The 20,759-nt window shown below is 72.1% G+C and carries 21 protein-coding genes; 8 read left to right on the top strand and 13 right to left on the bottom strand.

What is annotated here, in order from left to right; all coding sequences use genetic code 11:
* Positions 1-212: 212 nt before the first annotated feature.
* Complete coding sequence (locus tag IE195_RS04755; RefSeq protein WP_191268163.1) at positions 213-1,220, bottom strand: NADP-dependent oxidoreductase; 1,008 nt, start codon at positions 1,218-1,220, stop codon at positions 213-215.
* Positions 1,221-1,391: 171 nt separating this feature from the next.
* Between IE195_RS04755 and IE195_RS04760 the strand changes: the two genes are divergently transcribed.
* The 4 genes from IE195_RS04760 (at position 1,392) to IE195_RS04775 (ending at position 4,497) form a co-directional block, all read left to right on the top strand.
* Positions 1,392-2,294, top strand: coding sequence for a LysR family transcriptional regulator (locus tag IE195_RS04760; protein WP_191268952.1), 903 nt, complete (start codon positions 1,392-1,394; stop codon positions 2,292-2,294).
* Positions 2,295-2,347: 53 nt separating this feature from the next.
* Complete coding sequence (locus IE195_RS04765) at positions 2,348-2,797, top strand: GNAT family N-acetyltransferase (RefSeq protein ID WP_191268164.1); 450 nt, start codon at positions 2,348-2,350, stop codon at positions 2,795-2,797.
* Positions 2,798-2,914: 117 nt separating this feature from the next.
* Positions 2,915-3,523: an isochorismatase family protein gene (locus IE195_RS04770; RefSeq protein ID WP_191268165.1), complete on the top strand. Its 609-nt coding sequence runs from the start codon at positions 2,915-2,917 to the stop codon at positions 3,521-3,523.
* 74 nt (positions 3,524-3,597) lie between these two features.
* Entirely contained in the window at positions 3,598-4,497 is a 900-nt protein-coding gene (locus IE195_RS04775; protein WP_191268166.1) for a GlxA family transcriptional regulator, read from the top strand.
* 52 nt (positions 4,498-4,549) lie between these two features.
* Here IE195_RS04775 and IE195_RS04780 read toward each other — a convergent pair whose 3' ends face one another.
* The 5 genes from IE195_RS04780 to IE195_RS04800 form a co-directional block, all read right to left on the bottom strand.
* A complete protein-coding gene (locus tag IE195_RS04780) occupies positions 4,550-6,370 on the bottom strand; it encodes an alkyl/aryl-sulfatase (protein WP_191268167.1) in 1,821 nt (606 codons plus the stop codon).
* A gap of 199 nt (positions 6,371-6,569) precedes the next feature.
* Entirely contained in the window at positions 6,570-7,052 is a 483-nt protein-coding gene (locus IE195_RS04785) for a DUF1269 domain-containing protein (protein WP_191268168.1), read from the bottom strand.
* 148 nt (positions 7,053-7,200) lie between these two features.
* Positions 7,201-7,359: a hypothetical protein gene (locus IE195_RS04790; protein WP_191268169.1), complete on the bottom strand. Its 159-nt coding sequence runs from the start codon at positions 7,357-7,359 to the stop codon at positions 7,201-7,203.
* Positions 7,360-7,441: 82 nt separating this feature from the next.
* Complete coding sequence (locus IE195_RS04795; RefSeq protein WP_191268170.1) at positions 7,442-8,233, bottom strand: class I SAM-dependent methyltransferase; 792 nt, start codon at positions 8,231-8,233, stop codon at positions 7,442-7,444.
* On the bottom strand, positions 8,230-9,306 hold the full coding sequence (locus tag IE195_RS04800; RefSeq protein ID WP_191268171.1) for an AraC family transcriptional regulator: 1,077 nt from the start codon (positions 9,304-9,306) through the stop codon (positions 8,230-8,232). The genes IE195_RS04795 and IE195_RS04800 overlap by 4 nt, the downstream gene beginning before the upstream one ends.
* 86 nt (positions 9,307-9,392) lie before the next feature.
* On the opposite strand from IE195_RS04800, the gene IE195_RS04805 reads away from it, so the two are divergent.
* A complete protein-coding gene (locus tag IE195_RS04805) occupies positions 9,393-10,247 on the top strand; it encodes a Rossmann-fold NAD(P)-binding domain-containing protein (RefSeq protein ID WP_191268172.1) in 855 nt (284 codons plus the stop codon).
* A 172-nt stretch (positions 10,248-10,419) separates the two neighbouring features.
* A complete protein-coding gene (locus IE195_RS04810) occupies positions 10,420-11,292 on the top strand; it encodes a hypothetical protein (RefSeq protein WP_191268173.1) in 873 nt (290 codons plus the stop codon).
* A 126-nt stretch (positions 11,293-11,418) separates the two neighbouring features.
* On the opposite strand, the gene IE195_RS04815 is transcribed toward IE195_RS04810, so the two are convergent.
* Together IE195_RS04815 and IE195_RS04820 are read right to left on the bottom strand one after the other, a co-directional pair.
* Positions 11,419-12,138 (bottom strand): hypothetical protein, encoded by a 720-nt coding sequence (locus tag IE195_RS04815; protein ID WP_191268174.1) that lies wholly within the window; start codon positions 12,136-12,138, stop codon positions 11,419-11,421.
* Positions 12,138-12,371, bottom strand: coding sequence for a hypothetical protein (locus tag IE195_RS04820; RefSeq protein ID WP_191268175.1), 234 nt, complete (start codon positions 12,369-12,371; stop codon positions 12,138-12,140). Before IE195_RS04820 ends, IE195_RS04815 begins: the two co-directional genes overlap by 1 nt.
* A 203-nt stretch (positions 12,372-12,574) precedes the next feature.
* Here IE195_RS04820 and IE195_RS04825 point away from each other — a divergent pair, with 203 nt between their 5' ends.
* Together IE195_RS04825 and IE195_RS04830 are read left to right on the top strand one after the other, a co-directional pair.
* Positions 12,575-13,423 (top strand): helix-turn-helix domain-containing protein, encoded by an 849-nt coding sequence (locus IE195_RS04825; RefSeq protein WP_191268176.1) that lies wholly within the window; start codon positions 12,575-12,577, stop codon positions 13,421-13,423.
* A gap of 10 nt (positions 13,424-13,433) precedes the next feature.
* Positions 13,434-13,622, top strand: coding sequence for a DUF397 domain-containing protein (locus tag IE195_RS04830; protein ID WP_229826085.1), 189 nt, complete (start codon positions 13,434-13,436; stop codon positions 13,620-13,622).
* A gap of 314 nt (positions 13,623-13,936) precedes the next feature.
* Here the strand turns inward: IE195_RS04830 and IE195_RS04835 are convergent, their stop codons facing one another.
* From IE195_RS04835 to IE195_RS04855, 5 genes are read right to left on the bottom strand one after another with little or no spacing between them, the layout of a single operon-like run.
* The gene (locus IE195_RS04835) at positions 13,937-15,511 is read right to left on the bottom strand and encodes a family 20 glycosylhydrolase (protein WP_191268178.1); all 1,575 of its coding nucleotides are present in this window, start codon (positions 15,509-15,511) and stop codon (positions 13,937-13,939) included.
* Positions 15,495-16,436 carry an ABC transporter ATP-binding protein gene (locus tag IE195_RS04840; protein ID WP_229826086.1) on the bottom strand — a complete coding sequence of 314 codons (942 nt, stop codon included), beginning with the start codon at positions 16,434-16,436 and terminating at the stop codon, positions 15,495-15,497. The genes IE195_RS04835 and IE195_RS04840 overlap by 17 nt, the downstream gene beginning before the upstream one ends.
* A complete protein-coding gene (locus IE195_RS04845) occupies positions 16,433-18,250 on the bottom strand; it encodes a dipeptide/oligopeptide/nickel ABC transporter permease/ATP-binding protein (protein ID WP_229826087.1) in 1,818 nt (605 codons plus the stop codon). The genes IE195_RS04840 and IE195_RS04845 overlap by 4 nt, the downstream gene beginning before the upstream one ends.
* A complete protein-coding gene (locus IE195_RS04850) occupies positions 18,247-19,188 on the bottom strand; it encodes an ABC transporter permease (protein ID WP_191268179.1) in 942 nt (313 codons plus the stop codon). The genes IE195_RS04845 and IE195_RS04850 overlap by 4 nt, the downstream gene beginning before the upstream one ends.
* A 5-nt stretch (positions 19,189-19,193) precedes the next feature.
* Entirely contained in the window at positions 19,194-20,720 is a 1,527-nt protein-coding gene (locus IE195_RS04855; protein WP_191268180.1) for an ABC transporter substrate-binding protein, read from the bottom strand.
* Positions 20,721-20,759 lie beyond the last annotated feature (39 nt).

Genomic DNA, 20,759 nt, shown 5'->3' on the forward strand with positions numbered 1-20,759 from the left:
TCGCCGCGGCCGTGGCTGTGCCTCGGCGGTGGCCGTGCCGCGGCGGGTGTGCCGGGGCCGTTCCGGACCCCATGATGCCGACCTGGAGTGCACTCCAGGCAAACCGGGAGAAGCGCGGAGGGCGCCCGGGCCGGGTGCCGTGACGGGCTCCGGGCGCCTTGGCGGGCCGCGGGGGCTCCGGGTGGTCACGGAGCCCCCGCGGGACCGGGCCCTCAGGCGGGCAGGCGCACCAGCATCTTGCCGGTGTTGGCGCCGCGCATCATGCCGAGGAACGCGTCGACCGCGTTGTCGATCCCCTCGACCACGGTCTCCTCGGTGCGCAGGCTGCCCTCGGCCAGCCACCGGGCGGCGTTCTTCTGGTACTCGGGGGCCAGGTCGCCGTGGTCTCCCACGAGGAAGCCCTGGAGCTTGACGCGCTTGCCGACCAGCAGCCCGAGGTTGTCCGGGCCGGGCGCGGGCTCGGTGTCGTTGTAGGACGAGATGGCCCCGCACAGCGCGGCGCGGCCGTGGACGCGCATGCCCTGGATGGCGGCGCGCAGGTGGTCCCCGCCGACGTTGTCGAAGTAGACGTCGATGCCCTCGGGGGCGGCCTCGGCGAGCTGGCCCTCGAGGTCGCCCTCGCGGTAGTCGATGGCGGCGTCGTAGCCGAACTCCTCCACCAGGCGGCGCTTCTTCTCGGGGCCGCCGGCGGAGCCGACCACCTTCGAGGCGCCGAGCTGCTTGGCGATCTGGCCCGCGAGGCTGCCGACCGCGCCCGCGGCGCCGGAGACGAACACCACGTCGCCCTCCTTGAGCCCGGCGACGGCGGTCAGGCCCGCGTAGGCGGTGAGGCCGACCATGCCGAGCGCGCCGAGGTAGGCCTGGGCGGGTGCGGCGTCGGTGTCGACGACCTTGGCCCGCTCGGCGTCCATGAGCGCGTACTGGCGCCAGCCCTGGAAGTGCAGGACGCTGGCGCCGACGGGAACCTCGGGGCTCTCGGAGGCGACGACGGTGCCGACCGCGCCGCCCTCCATGACCTCGCCGAGTTTGAAGGGCGGCACGTAGGACTTCACGTCGTTCATGCGGCCGCGCATGTAGGGGTCGACCGACATCCAGTCGTTGCGGACCAGGATCTGGCCCGGGGCGGGGTCGGCGACGGTGGTCTCGACCACGGAGAAGTCCTCGGGCCTGGGCTCTCCGACGGGCCGGGCGACGAGGTGGACTTCCTTGGAAACGGGCATGGTTGGAGCACTCCCCCTGAAAGCGATTTCGTGGGACCGGGTCCGGTACGACCACGCGTTCACGACACTAGACCCGGATGACATACGACGACCAATAGAATCGGCGAGGTGACCTATAAGATTTCCAATAGTTCGGTCTCCTCTGAGGCTGTGCCCGCGGCGGACGGCCCCCTGGACCTCCAGCTGCTCCGCACCTTCCTGGCCGTGCACCGTTCCGGTTCCTTCACCGCCGCGGCCCAGTTGTTGCGCCTCTCACAGCCCACTGTGACCACCCAGATCCGCACGTTGGAGCGCCGTCTGGGGCACGAGCTCTTCGAGCGCCTCCCCCGCGGTGTGGCGCCGACCGCCGACGCGAACGACCTCGCCGCCCGGGTTTCGGGGCCACTCGACGACCTGGAGCGGGTGGCGATCCACAACGCCCCCGGCTCCTCCGCCCTGCCGCCCGCACCGCTGCGGTTGGCGGGCCCGGCCGAACTGCTCGGCGAGCGTGTCCTGCCCGCCCTGTCCCCGATGGTCGCCGACCAGGACCTGCGGCTGCGCGTACACACGGGGCTGGCCGACGAACTGTTGGAGGGGCTGCGGGCGGGGCGGCACGACCTGGTGCTGTCCACGGTCCGCCCCCGGGGCCGGACGGTGCTCGCCGAACCGCTGATGGACGAGGAGTTCGTCCTGGTCGCGGGGCCCTCCTGGGCGGAGCGGGTCGGGCTCGACCGGGTCCGGCGCCAGGGCTGCGCCGCCCTGTGCGGGGTCCCCCTGGTGGCCTACGCCGACGACCTGCCCATCGCCCGCCGCTACTGGCGGCACGTGTTCGGGGTGCGGCTGACCGTCGCCCCGGCGCTCACCGTGCCCGACCTGCGCTCGGTGATGGCCGCCGTGGCGGGCGGGGCGGGTGCGACCGTGCTGCCGCGCTACCTGTGCCAGGAGGCCCTGCTCGACGGGAGCCTGGTCGCCCTGCTGGAACCGGAGGACCCGCCGTTCAACACGGTGTACCTGGCCCGGCGGCCCGGCGTGGACGAGAACCCGCACCTGGAGCAGGTCCGTTCCTTCCTGACCCGGACCGCCCGCCACTGGTGACCGGGAGGCCGAACCGGGCCGCGCCCGGGCGCCCGTCTCGCTAGGTTGAACGCATGCTCATCATCGAACGCGCGCTGAGGACGGACGTGACGGCGATCGTCGCCCTGCTGGCCGACGACCCCCTCGGCGCCCAGCGGGAGACCCCCGACGACCTGTCCCGTTACCTGGAGGCCTTCGAGGCCATCGACGCCGACCCCCACCAGTACCTGGCCGTGGCCCGCCGCGACGGCAGGGTGGTCGGCACCCTCCAGCTCACCCTCGTCCCGGGCCTGTCCCGCCGGGGCGCCGCCCGCGCACAGGTGGAGGGGGTCAGGGTGCACGCCGACGAGCGCGGCGGCGGGCTGGGCAGCGAACTGTTGGAGTGGGCCGAACGTGAGGCCGAGAAGAGCGGCTGCGTGATGATCCAGCTGACCTCGGACGCCAAGCGGAAGGACGCGCACCGCTTCTACGAACGTCTGGGCTACGAGGCCAGCCACGTCGGCTTCAAGAAGAGACTGGGCTGAGCCGCCGCGGGCGCCGGTCCCAAGGCCGGCGCCCGCCCGGCGCCGTGACCGGATCCGTCCGGTCGGGGCCGGGATCGTGCCTGGTGCGGGGCACGGCCCGCTGGGAGGGTTCGGAGTATGAGAACTGATCCCGGCACCGGCAGGGCACTCCTGGTCGTCGACGCACAGCGGTCCTTCCTCCAGCGCGAGAGCTGGCGGGCGGCCTCCGACCCCGGGGTCGCCGGGCCGATCGGCCGCCTGGTCGACCACTTCCGCGACCGGGGCGACCGCCTCGTGTGGGTCCTGCACACCGAGCCGGGAACCGGCACGGTGTTCGACCCCGAGCGCGGGTTCGTGGAGCCGATGCCCGGGCTGTCCCCGGCGGGTGGCGAGCCGGTGCTGACCAAGACCGCGCACAGCGCCTTCACCGGCACCGACCTGCAACGCCTGCTCACGGGGTGGGGGGTCGGGGAGGTCACCGTCTGCGGGGTACGCACCGAACAGTGCTGCGAGACCACCACCCGCATGGGATCGGAGCTGGGGTTCGCCATGGTCTTCGCGGTGGACGCGACCGCGACCGAACCCATTGAGGCGCCGGGGTCGCCGCCCGGCCGACCGCTCCGGGAGGTCCTCGACGACCCCGGCACCCTCCTGCCCCGGGACGTCGTCACCCGCACCGTCTACGCCCTGTCCGGCCGCTTCGCGACCGTGCGCACGGTGGAGGCGATCGTCGCGGGGACCGGCTGAGCGGGGTGGGCCGGCCGTCGCGCTCCCCCGACCGGTCCGGACGTCCGGGTCGGTCGGGCTAGGCTGACCGGATCGTGCGCAAGATCGTCTTCCTGCTGCTGCCCGGGCTGCACCTGCTGGACCTGGCCGGTCCGGCGCAGGTGTTCTCCACCCTGTCCGGACTGGACCGCCCGGTGGAGCTCCACCACGTCGCGGACCTGCCCGAGGTGCCCACCGCCCAGGGGATCGGCCTGCGGGCCGCCACGGACTGGCCCCGGCCGGGCCCGGACGACCTGGTCCTGGTCCCCGGGTGGCGGACCGACGGCCCCGCCCCGCGCATCACTCCGGAGCAGGCCGGGGCGCTGGCCGCCCACCACGCGGCCGGAGGCACGGTGGCGAGCGTGTGCTCGGGGGCCTTCGCCCTGGCGCTGGCCGGACTGTTGGACGGACGCCGGTGCACCACCCACCACTCCCTCCAGGACGAGCTGGCCCGCCGGTACCCGCGGGCCCGGGTCGTACCGGACGTGCTGCACGTGTCCGACGACCGGGTGGTGACCTCCGCGGGTATCGCCAGCGGTATCGACCTGGCCCTGTACCTGGTCACCCGGTGGCACGGCCCGTCCGTGGCGGCGTCGGTGGCGCGGGAGATGGTGGTCTACGCCCGCCGCAACGGCGACGAGTCCCAGGCCAGCGCCATGCTGCGGTACCGGAGCCACCCCGTGGACGTGGTGCACCGGGTGCAGGACACCGTCGACGCCCGGTTCACCGAAACGCTGCGCCTGTCCGAACTCGCCGCCTCGGCGGGGGTCAGCGAGCGCACCCTCACCCGGGCGTTCACCTCGGCCACCGGGCTGACCCCGCTGCGGTACCAGCAGCGGTTGCGGGCGGAGCGCGCCGAACAGCTGATCGGTGCGGGGTGGACGGTGGAGTCCGCGGCCCGGGCCGCGGGTTTCCAGGACGCCCGTATGCTCCGCCGCCTGCGCACCCGGAGCTGACGCCCGCGCACCGCCGGCGGCCCGGAATCCGCCGCGCCCAGCGGGGCACCGGTCAGGGGGTCACGACGTCGAAGGTCGGGTCGGGCCGGTCCACCAGGTCGAGCAGCCGGTCCAGCAGCGCCCGGTCGCCCGCGAACGCCATCCCCTCGGTGCCCTTGCCCGCCAGCAGCCGCAGCAGCCGGAACTTGTTCAGGGTGATGGTCAACTGGGGTTCGCCCCGGCGCGGCTTCTCCCTGGTGGTGAGCGCCCCGTTGGACAGCGTCGTCCGGTAGGTGGTGTCCAGGTCGGCGAACACCCAGTCGATGACGAAGGACTCCTCCCACGCCTTGGGGCCGTTGATCCGGATCGCCACGGACTCGAAGAGCTGCCCCACCGAGAGCGCCGCCGCCATCCCCGAACCCAGGTCGGACGGCAGGTCCGGTTTACCGCGCCGCAGCTCCGCGGCGCCCTGGAGGTAGGAGTTGCGCCAGGTGCCGTTCTCCGCACCGAACCCCAACCGCTCGTACACCCCGGCCAGGGCCGCCCTGGCCCGGCCGTGCTCCGGCTCCGCGAACACCGCGTGGTTGAGCAGCGTGGCCGCGAACCGCAGATCGCCGTGGCCGCGGTACTCGTCCGCCCTGCGCACCACCTCGTCGACGCCGCCCATGCAGTCGACGTACCTGCGGGCCGCCTCCTGCGGGGGGTGTTCCCACAGGTGGGCCGGGTTGCCGTCGAACCAGCCCATGTAACGCTGGTAGATCGCCTTGACGTTGTGGCTGACCGAACCGTAGTAGCCGCGGGTGTGCCACTCCCCCGCCAGCCCGGGCGGTATCTGGAGGTGTTCGGCGATCTCCGCCGCCACCAGCCCCTGGTTGATCAGGCGCAGGGTCTGGTCGTGCAGGTAGGCGTAGAGGTCCCGCTGCTGGCGCAGGTAGGCGACGAGGTTCTCCGTCCCCCAGGTCGGCCAGTGGTGGGAGGCGAACAGCACGTCGGACTCGTGCGCGAAGAGCTCCACGGCCTCGTCGAGGTAGCGCGACCACATCCGGGCGTCCCGTACCGGGGCCCCGCGCAGGGTGAGCAGGTTGTGCAGGTTGTGGGTGGCGTTCTCCGCCATGCACAGGGCGCGGTGCTCGGGGAAGTAGAAGTTCGTCTCGGTGGGCGCCTCGGTCCCCGGGGTCATCTGGAAGACGATCCGCACCCCGTCCACCACCTCCTCCTGGCCGGTGCGGGTGATATCGCGGTTGGGGGCGATCAGGGTGACCGCCCCGGTGGAGCTGGTCTGGCCCAGCCCCACACCGATCTGCCCCCGCGGCCCGGGCTCCAGATGGGAACCGGTGTGGAACAGGCTGCGGCGGGCCATCGCGGGACCGGCGTGCACGTTCTCCGCGACCGCGTGCTCCATGAACCCGGCCGGGGCGAGGATCGGCACCATGCCGTCGGTGACACCGCCGACCCCGCCGAAGTGGTCGACGTGCGAGTGCGAGTAGACCACCCCGGTGACCGGGCGGTCGCCCCGGTGCTCCCGGTACAGCTCCAGCCCGGCGCGCGCGGGTTCGGCCGAGACCAGCGGGTCGATGACCAGGACCCCCTGGTCGCCCTCCACCAGGGTCATGTTCGACAGGTCCAGACCCCTGATCTGGTAGATCCCCTCGGTGACCTCGAACAGTCCCTGCCTGGCGCACAGCCGGGACTGCCGCCACAGGCTCGGGTTGGCGGTGTCGGGGCACTCCTCGTCGAGGAACCCGTAGGCGTCCGCGTCCCACACCACCCGGCCGTTCTCGTCCCTGATCTGGCCGGGTTCGAGCCGGGCGATCAGACCGCGGTCCGCGTTGGCGAAGTCGGTGCTGTCGGTGCTTTCGGAGCTGCCGGAGTGTTCTGCTCCGTTACCGGTCATCACTTCTCCTCGTCGATTCGACGCTGGCCGGCGGGCCGGGGCCGAGCGCACGTCCCATGATCACGGCGGGGGGTTCAGCGGGGTGCAACGCCCGGACCAGTTGTTCGCCAAGGCGGACGGTGCCACCCGCCCCGGGAAACGCGGAGCCGCCGGTGCGGGTGGCCGCACCGGCGGCGTGGGAGGGCTCGGAACCCGGGTCTCAGGCCCGCAGGGCCTCGACGAGTTCCTGCTCGTTGTCCTTGGAGAGATTGGTCTGGATGACCGTGGGCTCCAGCGGCCTGAAGGCGTCGACGACACGGTCGATGGTGGCGTCGTCCGCGAGCAGGAAGACCGCGGCCCGGTCCTGCTGGAGTTCGGCGCCGATCTTCTTGATCATGTCGTCGTCGATACCGACGTCGCTGAGCCTGCCCGCGATCGCGCCCGCACCCGCACCGACGGCCAGGCCCAGGAGCGGGTTCAGGAACAGCAGGCCGATGAGCGTGCCCCACAGGGCGCCGCCCGCGGCGCCGTAACCGGCGAGGTTGACGGTCTGGTGGATGCGGGGACGCCCCTTGTCGTCCTTGTAGGCGTAGGCGGCGTCCTCCAGTTGGAGGAGTTCCTGTTTGCTCAGGTCGGCGGCGATGTCGAGAGCCTTCTCGGCGGTGTCGCGGTCGGCCACCCCGAGTACGATCAGCTGCGCCATGGGTGTGTGTTCCCCCGTCGTCGTTTCCTGCCCGGCCCGCCGAGCGCGGGGCCGCTCCGCGGAAGCCTTCCCGGGGGCGGTTACGGCGAAGGCCACTGCGGGGCACTGATCACGCAAAATCCCCGGGGGCGGTCTCAGCGGGGCTGCCTCACCAGTCGCGGAGCGGGCCGCCGGGCCTCGGGGCGGAGTCGGGCCCGTCGGGGTCCTGTTCGCGGCGCCTCTGGCGGCGGACCAGCCGGTACAGGACGTACCCCCAGGCCAGGACGGCCGACGCGACCACCAGGTGGGCGATCGGTCCGAGTTCCACGCGGGCCTCCCGGGTTCGCGGATCACGGGTGCACGAGTGCACGGGTCTCGGCTTCCCTCCGGTTCCTACCCGGAGGTGTGCCTCACACGCGCCGGGCCAGCACCAGCTGGGTGGTGTAGGGGACCTCGACCCGCCCGTCGGGGAAGTGGCGGTCGGCGATGGCCCGGAGTTCCGCGCGGGTGCGGTCCTCCCCGATCTTCCGGGCGGCGGCCGCCGTCCTGCTGGAGGACATCGCCATGCCCAGGTACTCGTCGGGGGTGAGCGCCCGGGCCCAGGGCAGGGAGTGCTCCTCGGCACCGGTCAGGCCCCGGACGGCGGACAGCTCACCGACCAGGTCGTAGGTGCGGTAGTGGCGGTCGTAACCGGGGCTGTACCACTCCAGGAAGCTCTCGTGCTCGTCGATGAACGCGCTCCCGGCGAGGTCGCGGTTGTTGTTGAGCACGGCGAGGGTGCCGCCCGGGGCGAGGAGGCGGACGGACTCGGCGTAGAAGGCGGGCCGGTCGAACCAGTGGAGGGCCTGGGCGGTGAGGACGAGGGCGGCGCCGGAGTCCGGGAAGGGGACGCCCTCGGCCCGGGCGTCCACGTACTCGACCCCGTCGGCGCCGTCCGCACCGGCCTCGGCGGTGTCGCGCATGTCGTGCCCGGGTTCGACGCCGACCACGCGGGGGCCGGGGCCGAAGGCCGCGCGCAGGGCGCGGGTGGAGATGCCGGTTCCGGCGCCGACGTCGAGCAGGAGCCAGGGCTCGGGCCAGGCGTCGGTGGCGCCTTCCCGGACGTGGCCGCGCAGGGTCTCCAGGGTCTGCCCGGGGTATCCGGGGCGGAAGGCACGGTAGTCGTCGGTGAGGCCGGTGAAGGCCTGGGTGCGGTCGCTCAACGGGGTCCTCTCCGCGGTGGGGTGGACAGGATACGCACCTCTCGACCGCGGGCCGCGGGCACGGGGGACGGGGGCGTCGGGACCGGCGGCGCGGAGGCCCGGGTCGCGGGGACCGGCGGGCCGAGGGACGGGCCGCCCCCTCCCCTGGTCCTGCGGTACTCGGAGGGGCTCGTGCCCGCGTGTTTCTTGAAGGCGGTGCTGAACGCGAACGCGCTCCCGTACCCCACCCGCGCGGCCAGCCGTTCCAGGCCCAGGGACGGTTCGTCGACGAGCAGGTCGCAGGCGAGCGTCAGCCGCCAGGTCCGCAGGTAGGTCATGGGCGGGCTGCCCACCGCCGGTTGGAAGCGGGCGGCCAGGGTGGCCCGGGAGACCGCGCACTCCCGGGCCAGGGACTCCAGGGTCCAGGGGCGGTCGGGGTGTTCGTGCACCAGGTCCAGGGCGCGTGCGACGACCGGGTCGTTGCGCGCGCTCAGCCAGTTCGGTGCGGTGTCGGGGTGCGACTCCAGCCAGGCTCGGACCGCCATGACCAGGAGGCAGTCGAGGAGGCGGTCGTTGAGGGAGCTCTGCGCCACCCGTTCGCTGGTCACCTCCCTGGTCAGCAGGGAGACGAGTGCCGGGTCGACGGCTCCGGTGCGCAGCACCGCCAGCGGGGGCAGCGCGGCCAGGGCCAGACGGCCGACCTCACCGGTGTCCCCGTAGGAGCCGATGATGGCGCTGTCGGTGCCGTCGGGGTCGTTTCCCCAGGTCCCGACCCCGTGGCACATGCTGACGTGGAGTTCCCTGCCGTCCTCGGACACGCAGCGCTGCCCGGGTTCGATGGTGATGGCGGGGGTTCTGCCGGGGCGGTCGGAGAGCACGTAGGGTTCCGGGCCGCGGACCAGGACCACGTCGCCGGGCCCGGCCTCGACCGTCTCGGCCCCGGTGGTCAGCCACAGGGAACCGGAGGCCGCCACCAGCATGTCCAGGGCCGCCCCCTCGCGGACGTCGATCGACCAGGGCGGACTCATCACCGTGCGCAGGGTGAAGGCGCCCCGGGCCCGGGGGCCGTCGAGGAGACGAACCAGAGGATCCATGTCCCCAGCCTACGTTCAGACGTTCTCTTATGGAATCCAGCAGATGAACCATGTCCCGTCCAGCCGTTCCCCGCTGTACTTGAGGCATGGATACGAACAGCACCACACAACGAGTCCTCGTCACCGGCGGCACCGGCCTGACCGGCGGCCGCATCACCCGACTGCTGGCGGAGCGGGGGGTCGACCACCGGGTCGGCTCCCGGTCGGGCCACCCGGAGACGGGCACCCCGCGCTTCGACTGGCACTCGCCCGACACCTGGGACGGCGTCCTGGCGGGGGCCGACTCCGTCTACCTCTGCTACCACCCCGACCTGGCCTTCCCCGGGGCCGCGGACACCGTCGCGGCGTTCGCCGCCCGGGCCGCCGCGAGCGGGGTGCGCCGGATGGCGCTGCTGTCCGGGCGCGGGGAGCCGGAGGCCCAGCGCGCGGAGGCTCAGGTCCGGTCGGTCTTCCCGGACCTGACCGTGCTGCGCTGCTCCTTCTTCGCGCAGAACTACTCCGAGGGTTTCTTCCTGGGTGCGGTCCGCGCGGGCGCCCTGGCCCTGCCCGTGGAGGACGTGCCCGAGCCGTTCGTGGACCTGGACGACGTGGCCGAGGCCGCCGTCCGGGCGCTCACCGAGGAGGGGCACGCCGGTGAGCTGTACGAGCTGACCGGGCCGCGGGCGCTGACCTTCGCCGAGGCCGGGAGGGTGCTGGGCGAGGCGGCCGGCCGCACCGTGGGGTTCGTGCGGGTGGAACCGGAGGAGTTCGTCGCCGGGGCCGTGGCCGAGGGCGCACCCGAGGAGCTGGCCCGGGGGCTGGTGGCGCTGTGCGAGGAGATCCTCGACGGGCGCAACGTCAAGCCCGCCGACGGGGTCCTGCGGGCCCTGGGCCGCCCGGCGACCGCGTTCGAGGAGTACGCGGCACGGGCCGCCGGGACGGGGGTGTGGGCGCACGGTTGACCGACACCCTGTGTGGGCGCCCCGGTCCGGCCGGGCCGGGGCGCCTACGGATCTCCGGAAAACCCCCACATGGCGGTGGAGGACACGACATGATCCCCCTGTGCCCCTCCCCCGCGTGACCTGGACGAACCGGGTCACCGCCGGGAACCGAACACATCACGAGGAAACCCCTGTGCCCGGTCGAGAACACGAGATCCCGCTCAGGCTGGTGCAGAACCAGCCCGCCATGGCCCCCGCCCTGTTGGAATCCCTGGGTTTCGACATCCCGCACCACACCGAAGCGGTCAACACCAGCTCGGTGCTGACCAACTGTGATCCCAGGGAGCTCAACAGCGACGGCGCCGTCCTGCTCCGCGACGGCGACCGGAACGTCCTGGCGATCGTGGTGGAGCGTCAGAACGGCCGCGACGCCGAGAAGCGGCTCACCTGGCCCGCCTACCTGACCACCCTGCACACCAGGTTGGAGTGCCCGACGATGCTGGTGGTCCTGTGCCCCACCGACGCGCTGGCGCGCTGGTGCGCCGCGCCCATCCGCACCGGGCATCCGGGGTTCGACCTGGCACCGCTGACGATCGGCCCCTCCGCGATGCCGCTGATCGTGGACGGCGAGCGGGCGCGGGAGCTCCCCGAGCTGGCGGTGCTGTCGGCGCGGGCGCACGGTGACGACGATCCACGCACGTTGAACGCCGTGGTGGAGGCGCTGAACAACACGGCAAGCAGGAACCGCGCGTTCTACTATGACTACGTACTGGCCGGTCTGAACGAGGCCGCCCGGAAGGAGCTGGAGGGCTTGATGAGCGTGGAAACCTACCAGTGGCAGAGCGACTTCGCCCGCAAGTACGTGGGGATCGGCCGCGAGGAAGGCCGCGAGGAAGGCCGGGTCGTCGAGGCGACCCGGAACGTGGTCTCGATCCTCCAAGCGCGCGGGTTCTCGCTCCCTGAGGCGACTCGTGAGCGCATCGAGTCCTGCACAGACCTGGAAACGCTGGAGAAGTGGGTTCCGCTGGCCGTCACGGCCGACCGTCCGGAAGACCTCTTCGACTGACACCCGGAGACCGGTGCGGCGCCGCGCAGAAGCTCCGCACCCGCTGACCGGGGGCCGGGACGGCCTTCGGCAAAGCGTGTCCGGCAGACGGCCCCGCTCCTGACGTTGACAGGAGCGGGGCCGGTTTCAGTCGGAGGCCGGTCGTCGGCTCTGGTGGGCCCGGGCGGCCAGGGCGTCGATCAGGGCTTCCCGGGTGGGGGCGCGGAGGCGTTCGTGCGGGTTGCCCTCACCCACCCAGCCGACCGGGCGGTAGGCCACGTACTCCTGTGCGGTGGGTTCGCCCTCGATGCTGAGGACCCAGCGGCCGACGACGAGCTCGTCGAGGACGCGGTCGGCCGTGTCCCGGGGGTCTTCTGGAGCCCGTTCCAGCGGGGAGCGCCAACCGGGAGTCCTGCCCGGGGGTTCTGTGGCCGGGCCACGGGCGACGCGGGTGGTCGGGCCCCGGGTGGCGCCGTAGACCTCCCTGCCGTGGACGTCCCTGCCCAGGAGGCGGACCGGGGTCCCGTGGGCGTGGGCCCAGTCGCGGAGCGCTTCGGGGGTGGGGAGCTCCCTGATGTCGCAGAAGCGGGTCATCCGGGGCTCGGGGCGGCTCCTCGCCAGTCGCCTCTCGCTGAGTCGTTCCAGGGAGCTGACCGCGTCGTCCATGTCCAGATCGCCTGCGCGGAGCCGCCGGATCACCTCCCTGACCCCGGTGGTGCGCAGTTCGATGAGCTTCATGAGCTCCGAACGCCGGTCCGGATCGGTGGAGTCGGCAGGGGCGGTGGGGCCTACGGAGCCGGGAGGGGCGGGGAAGGCGAGGGCGTCATCGAGGGTGTCGAGGAAGTCCTCGGTCCGGATGTCGATCATCAGAACGCCTCCAGCCGGTAGAGGCCTTCGAGGACCCGCCCCAGGACCGCCATGGTGCTGGGGGCCACCCGGGGGTGGTGGTCCAAGGGCCGCCGGGGGCGGGGGATCGGGGGGATCAAGACGGGTGCGTAGGAGCGGACCCGCCGCGCGCGGCGAGGGCGCCGGAAGCGCACCGCCTCGGCGGCGAGGTGGTGGACAGCCACCAGAGCGGACGGGTGCAGGTATCGCGCCATAGCGGACTCCTGGTGCTCAGATGCCGGATGGGAGGTCCGGCTTGGGAATGAGTAAGCTCAGAAAACCATGAAATCCTCAGGGTTTCAATATATACAAGTTTTCACTTGGATCAGAGCATGAGGATTTCATGCTGTCTGTATCCGGATGCCCGAATCGCCGACCAGCCGTAACATCCTGAGAGACACCATCCGAGAGAGAGCTCATGCCTGACACACCACGCCTCAGCGTCCGCAGACGTCGGCTCTCGGAAGAGCTGCGCCGTCTCCGGCTGGCTGCTCGTATGACCTTGGACGATGCCGCCGCCGCTACTGAATGGAGCGTCGGCAAGGTCTCGAACATCGAGACCGGCGTCAGGCTCCGGCCCAGCGTGGTCGAGGTACGGGCGCTGCTCGACGTCTACGGCCTGACCGACAACCAGCGCCGTGAAGCCCTGTTCGCGATCACCCGCCAAGCGGGCAAGAAGGGCTGGTGGACGAAGTACAGCGATGTCTTCCCGGACGAGTTCCCCGTCCTGGAGTCTGAGGCCACGGCGATCAGCACATATGAGCCGATGATCATCCCGGGTCTTCTGCAGACCCCGGGGTACGTGGAGCTGTTGACCAGGTCGGCGAACCTTGTCCGCGACCCCATCGACATCCAGCGGGTGGTCGACGCCCGACTACGCCGCCAGGAGATCCTCACCGGCCAGAACAGCCCTGAGCTCTGGGCGGTGATCGACGCCGGTGCCATCGAGCGGCTGAGAGCCAACCCCGATGTGTGTCGTGAACAGGCCTCACACCTGGCCGACATGGCGGACAACGGTGACGGCGTCACGATCCAGGTGGTCCCGTTCAGCGCGGGCATTCACGCTGGCGCGAAGGGCAGCTTCGTGCTGATGGACTTCGCCGCGGCCGACCCCGTGGTGTACCTCGAAATGGACCAGGACGGGCTTTTCCTGGAGGAGTCAGACGAAGTAATCCGCTACCGGAACCTTTTCAACCACCTCGTGAGCAGGTCCCTCGACGTCGATGCGAGCGTCGCCTACCTGCGCGAGACAGCCAAAGCGCCCTGAAAGAGCAACCGTGAACCTCATTCCCAGCTTCGAAGCCCTCGACTTCCGCACGTCCAGCTACAGCGACCGAAGCAACTGTGTAGCCGTAGCCGACACTCCCGGGGGTGCTGTGGTCCGCGACTCCAAACACCCCGAACGCGGTCACCTGCCGTTCCCCGGGCCGGAATGGGTCGCGCTGCTGCGCACCGCGCGATCGTAGGCACACAGGAAAGGAGCCCCCGCACCAGCGAGGGCTCCCTCCTACTCATTCCCACGAGCACTGTACCCCGGTGTGTGCGGATTGAGAAGTGCCGTGCACAGCTCCGAACCGGCGCAGCGCGTGACCGCTCCTGGCCAGTGGTGACCGCCCCGGGCGAGTTTGGGCCCCCTTTTTTCGCGGTGATCTTGCTACCAGGGGCAACTTCGGCGCCGAAGTTGCCCCTGGTAGCAAGATCACCGCGGTTGGGAGCCTTTCGGAAGCAGCGGACACCTCTACCAAGCAGATTTCGGACACCGCAGGTGGTCAGCTCCGGTTCAGGTGGCGGGGCGGAAGTGGTTGTCGAACCCGAGTGCCTCCCACAGCGGCTCGTGTCCGGCCAACCGCCCCCGGTGGTCCTCCCACCCGGTCCGGTACTGGCTCCAGGCCTTCTCCGCGACGCCGGGCAGTCTGGGCAACAGCAGGAACGCCAGGTCACCGAAGCCGGTGAGGGACTCGCCCCAGATCGCGGCCTCCACTCCCGCGACCACCGTGCCGGGGGCCGCCTCCCGCGCGGCCTCGGCCGGGTCCCAGGCAAAGCTGTCCTGGACGGTGATCGGCGGGTAGGCGGGCAGCCCCAACCGGTCCCGGTCGCCCTCCTGGGCGGGGTCGGCGCACCCGTCGGCGTAGGGCCGGTCCAGGTAGAGGCGGGAGTTGGGCGACAACAGCACCGGCACGCCCCTCTCGGTGGCGGCCGGAACGTCACCGGGTGAGATCCTGAAGGTCTCGGCGGCCTGCTCCACCAGCGGGTGGAACTCCTCGGGGACCGTCCGCTTGACCGCCTCGGGGTCGAACTCGTCGGGAGCACCGATCCAGTACTGGAGGACGTCGTCCGCGCCCAGGGCCCCGGCACGGGCGGTCTCCTGCCATCCCACCGCGCGTTTGCCCTCCTCCCGCACCAACCGGTGGGTGAGGCGGACGAACTCCACGTAGTCCTCGTGGCCCATCCCGAACGGCTCGTCGCCGCCCAGGTGCAGGAACGGCCCCGGCGCCGCCTCGGCGAACTCGGCGATGACGTCCCCGGCGAACCGGCGTGCGGGCTCGGAGCCCGGGTGCAGGTAGCGCAGCCGGGGGTGCGGGTACTCGACGCCGCCCGCCAGTTCGGGGTAGGCGTCGAAGGCCCACCGTGTGTGTCCCGGCAGGTCCACCTCCGGCACCACCGTGACGTGGCAGCGGGCGGCGTGGGCGACGAGGCCGGCGAACTCCTCCCGGGTGTAGTACTCGCGGACGCCGTCCGGGCCGGGCCTGGTCAGTTCCGGCCAGGCCCGTGACTCCAGCCGCCAGCCCTCGCTGTCGGTCAGGTGCAGGTGCAGGGCGTTGAACTTGTACAGCGCCATCAGGTCGATGACCCGGCGCACCTCGTCCGGGGTGAAGTAGTGGCGGACCACGTCCAGGGACAGGCTCCGCCAGGCGTACCGGGGCCCGTCGACGACCACGCCCCGCGGAGCCCACACGTTCCCGTCGGCGTCCACGCTGAGCGTCTGCACGAGGCTGGTCAGCCCGCGGAAGGCCCCCTCGGCGCCGGCCGAGGAGACCAGCACCCGACCCTGGGCGACCTCCAACCGGTGGCGTTCGTCCGCGCCGGGCTCGGGACGCGGGTCCACCCCGGTGGCCGGAGCGACCGAGGCGAACTCCGAGAGATCGGCCCCGGTGCGGACCGCCACGTCCGCCTCCCCGTGGACGGGCTCCACCCGCAGGCCGTGCAGGCGCCCGGCCGCCCAGGCGAACCAGTCGGCGGTGTCGGGGACGGCACCGGACAGGGTCAGCCGTCCGCCGGTCCCGATCCGGACCGCCGCACCGGTCTGGGCCAGGGCGGCCGCGGGCACCAGGCCCCGTTCAGTGTGCTCGGGCATGGAAACGCCTCTCGTACTCGGCGCGGCGCTCGCTCTGGCGACCCGGGTCGGCGACCGGGGCGGACAGCAGCAGCCGCTGGGTGTAGGGGTGTTCGGGGTCGGTGGTGACCCGGTCGGCGCCGCCGTACTCGACGATCTGCCCCTGGTGGATGACCGCGACCCGGTGGCTGAGCGCCCGCACCACCGACAGGTCGTGCGAGACGAACAGGTAGGCCGTCCCGGTCCGCTCCTGGATGTCCAGCAGCAGGTCCATGACGGTGCGCTGGGTGGTCAGGTCAAGGGCGGAGACGGGTTCGTCGCACACGATCAGCCGGGGCGCGATCGCCAGCGCCCGGGCGATGGCCACCCGCTGGCGCTGACCGCCGGAGAACTCGCGGGGCAGCCGGTGCACGGCGTCCCTCGGCAGGGCCACCCGGTCGAGCAGGTCGGCCACCCGGGTGCGGGCCTCGGCGGCGGGCACCCCGTGGGCGAGGAGGGGTTCGGCGAGGGTGTCGCCGACGAGCAGGGACGGGTTGAGGGAGGTGTAGGGGTCCTGGAAGACCACCTGGATGTGTCGGCTGAGCTCGCGCCTTCGGCGCCGGGACGCCCCGTCGACGCGTTCGCCGTCGAAGCTGATGCTGCCGCCGGAGGCGGGCACCAGGCCGAGGACGGCGCGGCCGATGGTGGACTTGCCCGAACCGGACTCCCCCACCAGGCCGAGGGTCTCACCGGGGCGGATGTCCAGGGACACGCCCCTGAGAACCTCCGTGCGGGGCGCCCGCCACCCCTTGCCGGGGAAGGAGACCCGCAGGTCGCGCACGTCCAGGAGCGGTTTCGGGTCGGTGCCGCCGGTGTCGCCGTGCCCTCCGGCCGCGGTCTCCGGGTCGTGAGCGGGTTCGGAACCGTGGGCGGGGTTCGGGTCGCGCGGGCTGTTCGGATCGGTCACTGGGCCGCCTCCCGGGGCTGCCACGGCGCTCGGGCCGGGGTGTCGTCGAGTACCGCGTCGAGCAGCCCCCGGGTGTAGTCCTCCCGGGGGTCGCTCAGGATCCGTTCGGTGGTGCCGGTCTCCACGATCCGGCCGTCGCGCATCACCGCGACCCGGTCGCACAGGTCGGCGACCACACCGAGGTTGTGCGTCACCAGCAGCACGCCCATGCCGCGTTCGGCCTGGAGGCGCCGCAGCAGGGCCAGCACCTCGGCCTGCACGGTGACGTCCAGGGCGGTGGTGGGTTCGTCGGCGACGAGCAGGTCGGGGTCGCAGGAGACCGCCCCGGCGATGAGCACCCGCTGCGCCATGCCGCCGGAGATCTGGTGCGGGTGGCTGCGGAAGGTGCGTTCGGGGTCGGGGATCTCCACCTGCCGGAGCAGGTCCAGGGCGCGTTCGCGGGCCTGGGCGCGGGAGAGTCCGAGCTTGACCCGCAGCGGTTCGGTGAGGTGGTCGCCGATGGTGAAGGCGGGGTCCAGGTTGCTCATGGGTTCCTGGGGGACGTAGGCGACGGTGTCCCCGCGCAGGTTCCGCAGGGCCCTGTCCGTCGAACCCACCACCTCGGTGCCGTCGAGCAGGACGCTGCCCCTGGACACGCGTCCGCCCTCGGGCAGGAGGCCGAGCACGGAGAAGGCGGTCTGCGTCTTGCCCGAACCGGACTCCCCGACCAGGCCCAGCACCTCGCCCCGGCGCACGTCCAGGTCGACGCCGTGGACGACCTCCCGGGAGCTGCCGTCGGCGAGGGTGTAGGTGACCGCGAGGTCGCGGACGGACAGCAGGTCGGCGCGTTCGCCCGCGCTGTCCAGGGTGGTGGGGGCGTCGGCGCCGCCCCTGCGGGCACCGCGCCCGGTGGCGGGTGCGGTGCCCCGGTCCTCCAGGACGTCGCGCAGGGAGGCGGCGAGCAGGACCAGTGTGGCGCTGGTCAGGCCCAGCGCGAGCCCGGGCCACAGCATGAACAGGGGTGCGCGCTGGATGTTGGTGAAGGCCTCGTTGAGCATGGCGCCCCAGGTGGGCAGGTCGCCGCTGCCGATGCCGAGGAACTCCAGCCCGGCCTGGAGGCCGATGGCCATCCCGGCGACCAGGGCGCCCTGGATGATGACGGGGGCGCGCACGACGACGAGGACGTGGCGGGCGATGATCCGCGAGTCGCGCAGGCCGAACACCCGCGCGGCGTCCACGTACAGTTCGCCGCGCATCGCGGCGACGGCACCGCGCACCAGCCGGTAGAAGGCGGGGGCTACCAGGACGCCGAGCACGATCATGAGCACCCACACGTCGGTGCCCAGGACTGCGCGGGTGGCCAGCAGGACGACCATGGCGGGCAGTGCCATGACCAGGTTGACCCACCAGTTGGACAGGGAGTCGAACCAGCCGCCGTAGTACCCGGCGGCCAGTCCGCTCGGCACGCCCACGGCCAGGGCCACGGCCACCGCGAGGAGGGCGCCGCCCAGGGTGTTGCGGCCGCCGTACAGCAGCCTGGACCACACGTCGCGCCCGGAGGAGTCGAAGCCGAGCAGGTGGCCGCCGCCGGGCGGTCCGAAGGCGTCCTCGAGGTCGGCGGTGGTCGGGGCGTGCGCCGTGAACAGCGGGGCGAACACGACCAGGGTGACGACGGCGGCCAGGACCAGGGAGGAGCCCAGTGCCTGGGGGCTGGTGAGGAAGCGCCGGACCGTCGCCGACCGGCGTCCCGGCCCCGGAGGCCCGGCCGCCTCCGGCCGGTGCTCCGGCTGCGTGGCGGCCCTGCCGGGCGCGTCTGGTGTGACGGGGGAGCTCACGAGACCCTCGCTTTCGGGTTGAGCCAGCCGACGAGGACGTCCACGAGCAGGTTGGTGAGGATGACCCCGACGACGGTCACCATGACCACGCCCATGATCACGGGGATGTCCCCCCGGGTCGTGTACTGGACGGTCATCGCGCCGATGCCGGGGAGGCCGAAGATCTGCTCCACGATCACCGCGCCGCCGAGCAGGCCGACGAACTGCATGCCGAGCACGGTCAGGCCCGGGGTGGCCGCGCTGCGCAGCACGTGCCGGAAGACCACCCGTGAGGCGGGCAGCCCCCGGGAGCGCAGGGTGCGCACGTAGTCGCGGCCCATCACCTCGATGACGGAGCTGCGCACCTGCTGGGAGACACCGGCGATCCCGGCGACGGACAGCGACAGGACCGGCAGGGTGACGGTGGCGAGCCAGCCGCCCGGGGACTGGCTCAGTGGCGTGTAGCCGATGGCGGGGAACCAGCCGAGCCGGACGGCGAACACCAGCACGAGGACCAGGGTGACGAGGAAGCCGGGCAGGGCGTAGCCGAGCACGCCGACCGTCTGCACGACCCGGTCCACGGCGCCCCGGCGCACCCCCGCCCACACGCCGAGGACGAAGGAGACCACGGCGGTGACGAGGGTGACCCCGACCATCAGGCTGACGGTGACCGGGAGCCGGTTGGCCAGGGCACGGGAGACGTCCTCGCTGGTGAACCAGGACCGGCCCAGGTCGCCCTGGAGGGCGGAGGTGAGCCAGTCGAGGTAGCGCACGGCGACCGGCCGGTCGAGTCCGAGCTCCGCGTTGTGCGCGTCGACGGCCTGCTGCGGGGCTGCGGGGCCCAGGACGTGGCGGCCCACGTCGGTGCCGGGCAGGGACAGCAGGAGGTAGGCGAGGGCGGAGATGACGACCAGGAGCAGCAGCCCCGACCCCAGCCTCCGCAGGATGAACGAGAGCATGGTCCCTACTCGGCGGGGGCGTAGTTGTACAGGGCGGGGACGGCCATGCCGGACTGGGGTTCGACGTCGACGGTGCCGTCGCTGACGTGCAGGAACGTCATCCGGTAGAAGGGCACGAACCAGCCCTGTTCGACCAGGTGCCGGTTGAGTTCGCGCGCCTGGTCGGCGGCCTCCCCCTCGGGGGAGGTCTGGATGGCGCGGGTGAGTTCCTGGACGGTCTCGTCGGTGGTGCCGAAGAAGTTGAAGGTGCCGGGCAGGACCAGTTCGACCGTGGTCACCCAGTCCTCGGCGGGCTGGGCGTTGTTCATGACCATGCCCGGGTAGGCCTGCTCGGTGAAGATGCTGTTCAGGGCGCTGCCCGAGTCGAGGTTGTCCCAGGTCAGGTCGATGCCGACGTCGGCGAGGTCGCTCTGGAGGCTGGTGGCCAGCGGGTCGGAGACGATCTCGCTCATCCGGGGCAGGGTGAGGGCGAAGCCGTCGGGGTACCCGGCGTCGGCGAGGAGTTCGCGGGCGCGTTCGGGATCGTGGTCGTAGTAGGAGTCCAGCTCGGGGTCGTAGGCGTCGGTCTGGGGGCCGAAGATCTGGTTGGTGGTCTCGCCCTGGCCGTTGCGGAGCTGTTCGAGCATGGTCTCGCGGTCCACGGCGTGGTTGATGGCCTGGCGGACCCCGGGTTCGGCGAGTTCGGGGGTGATGTGCCCGTCCCGGTCGAACAGGATGATGCCCTGGTAATCGATGGCCTGGGGCTGGGTCTGCACCTCCGGGTCGGATTCGGCGACCGCCTGCTGGTCGACGTCCTGGAGCAGGGCGGCGTTGATCTGCCCGGTGCGCACGCCGTTGACGATCGCGTTCTCGTTGTCGAAGAGGTTGATGGCGACCTCGTCGTAGGGCAGCTCCTCGCCCCAGTAGCCGTCGGCGCGGGTGTACACCCAGGTGGTGCCGACGGCGGTGCGGCCGGAGTCCAGTTCGTAGGGTCCGGTGCCGTCCGGGTCGGTGGTGAGGGAGTCGCCGTCGAAGGCGGCCGGGTTGGCCATGAGGCCCGCGGCGTCGCTGAGGTAGAAGACCATCGCCGGGTTGGGCTGTTCCAGGTGCAGGACGGCGGTGGTGGCGTCGACGACCTCGACCTCCTCCAGCAGGGCCATGGTCTGGGCCTGGCCGCCGCCACCGTCGCGGAAGCGCTCCAGGTTGGCCTTGACCGCCTCGGCGTCGAACGGGGTCCCGTCGTCGAAGGTGACGTCCTCGCGCAGGGTGAGCGTGAGTTCGGTGAGGGACTCGTCGTAGGTCCACCCGGTGGCCAGCATGGGCGCGTAGCCGCCGTCGGGCTCCCGCTTGACGAGCGTGTCGTAGACCGCCTGGAAGTAGGGCATGGCGCTGCCCATCGCCTCGGCCGGGTCCAGGCTCTGCGGGACGGTCATGGTCCCGATCGTCAGGGACGAGGAGTCCGTGTCGGCGCTGGAACCGGCGCAGCCGGTCAGCATGAGCGCGAGCGCGCCCGCGGCGGCCACACCTGTGTTGATGCGGGTCTTGGTCTGCATGTCCCACTCCGGTGAGCAAGGCCCGAAGGAAACTCCGGG

This window comes from Nocardiopsis terrae (genome assembly GCF_014651695.1).
Classification (GTDB): domain Bacteria; phylum Actinomycetota; class Actinomycetes; order Streptosporangiales; family Streptosporangiaceae; genus Nocardiopsis; species Nocardiopsis terrae.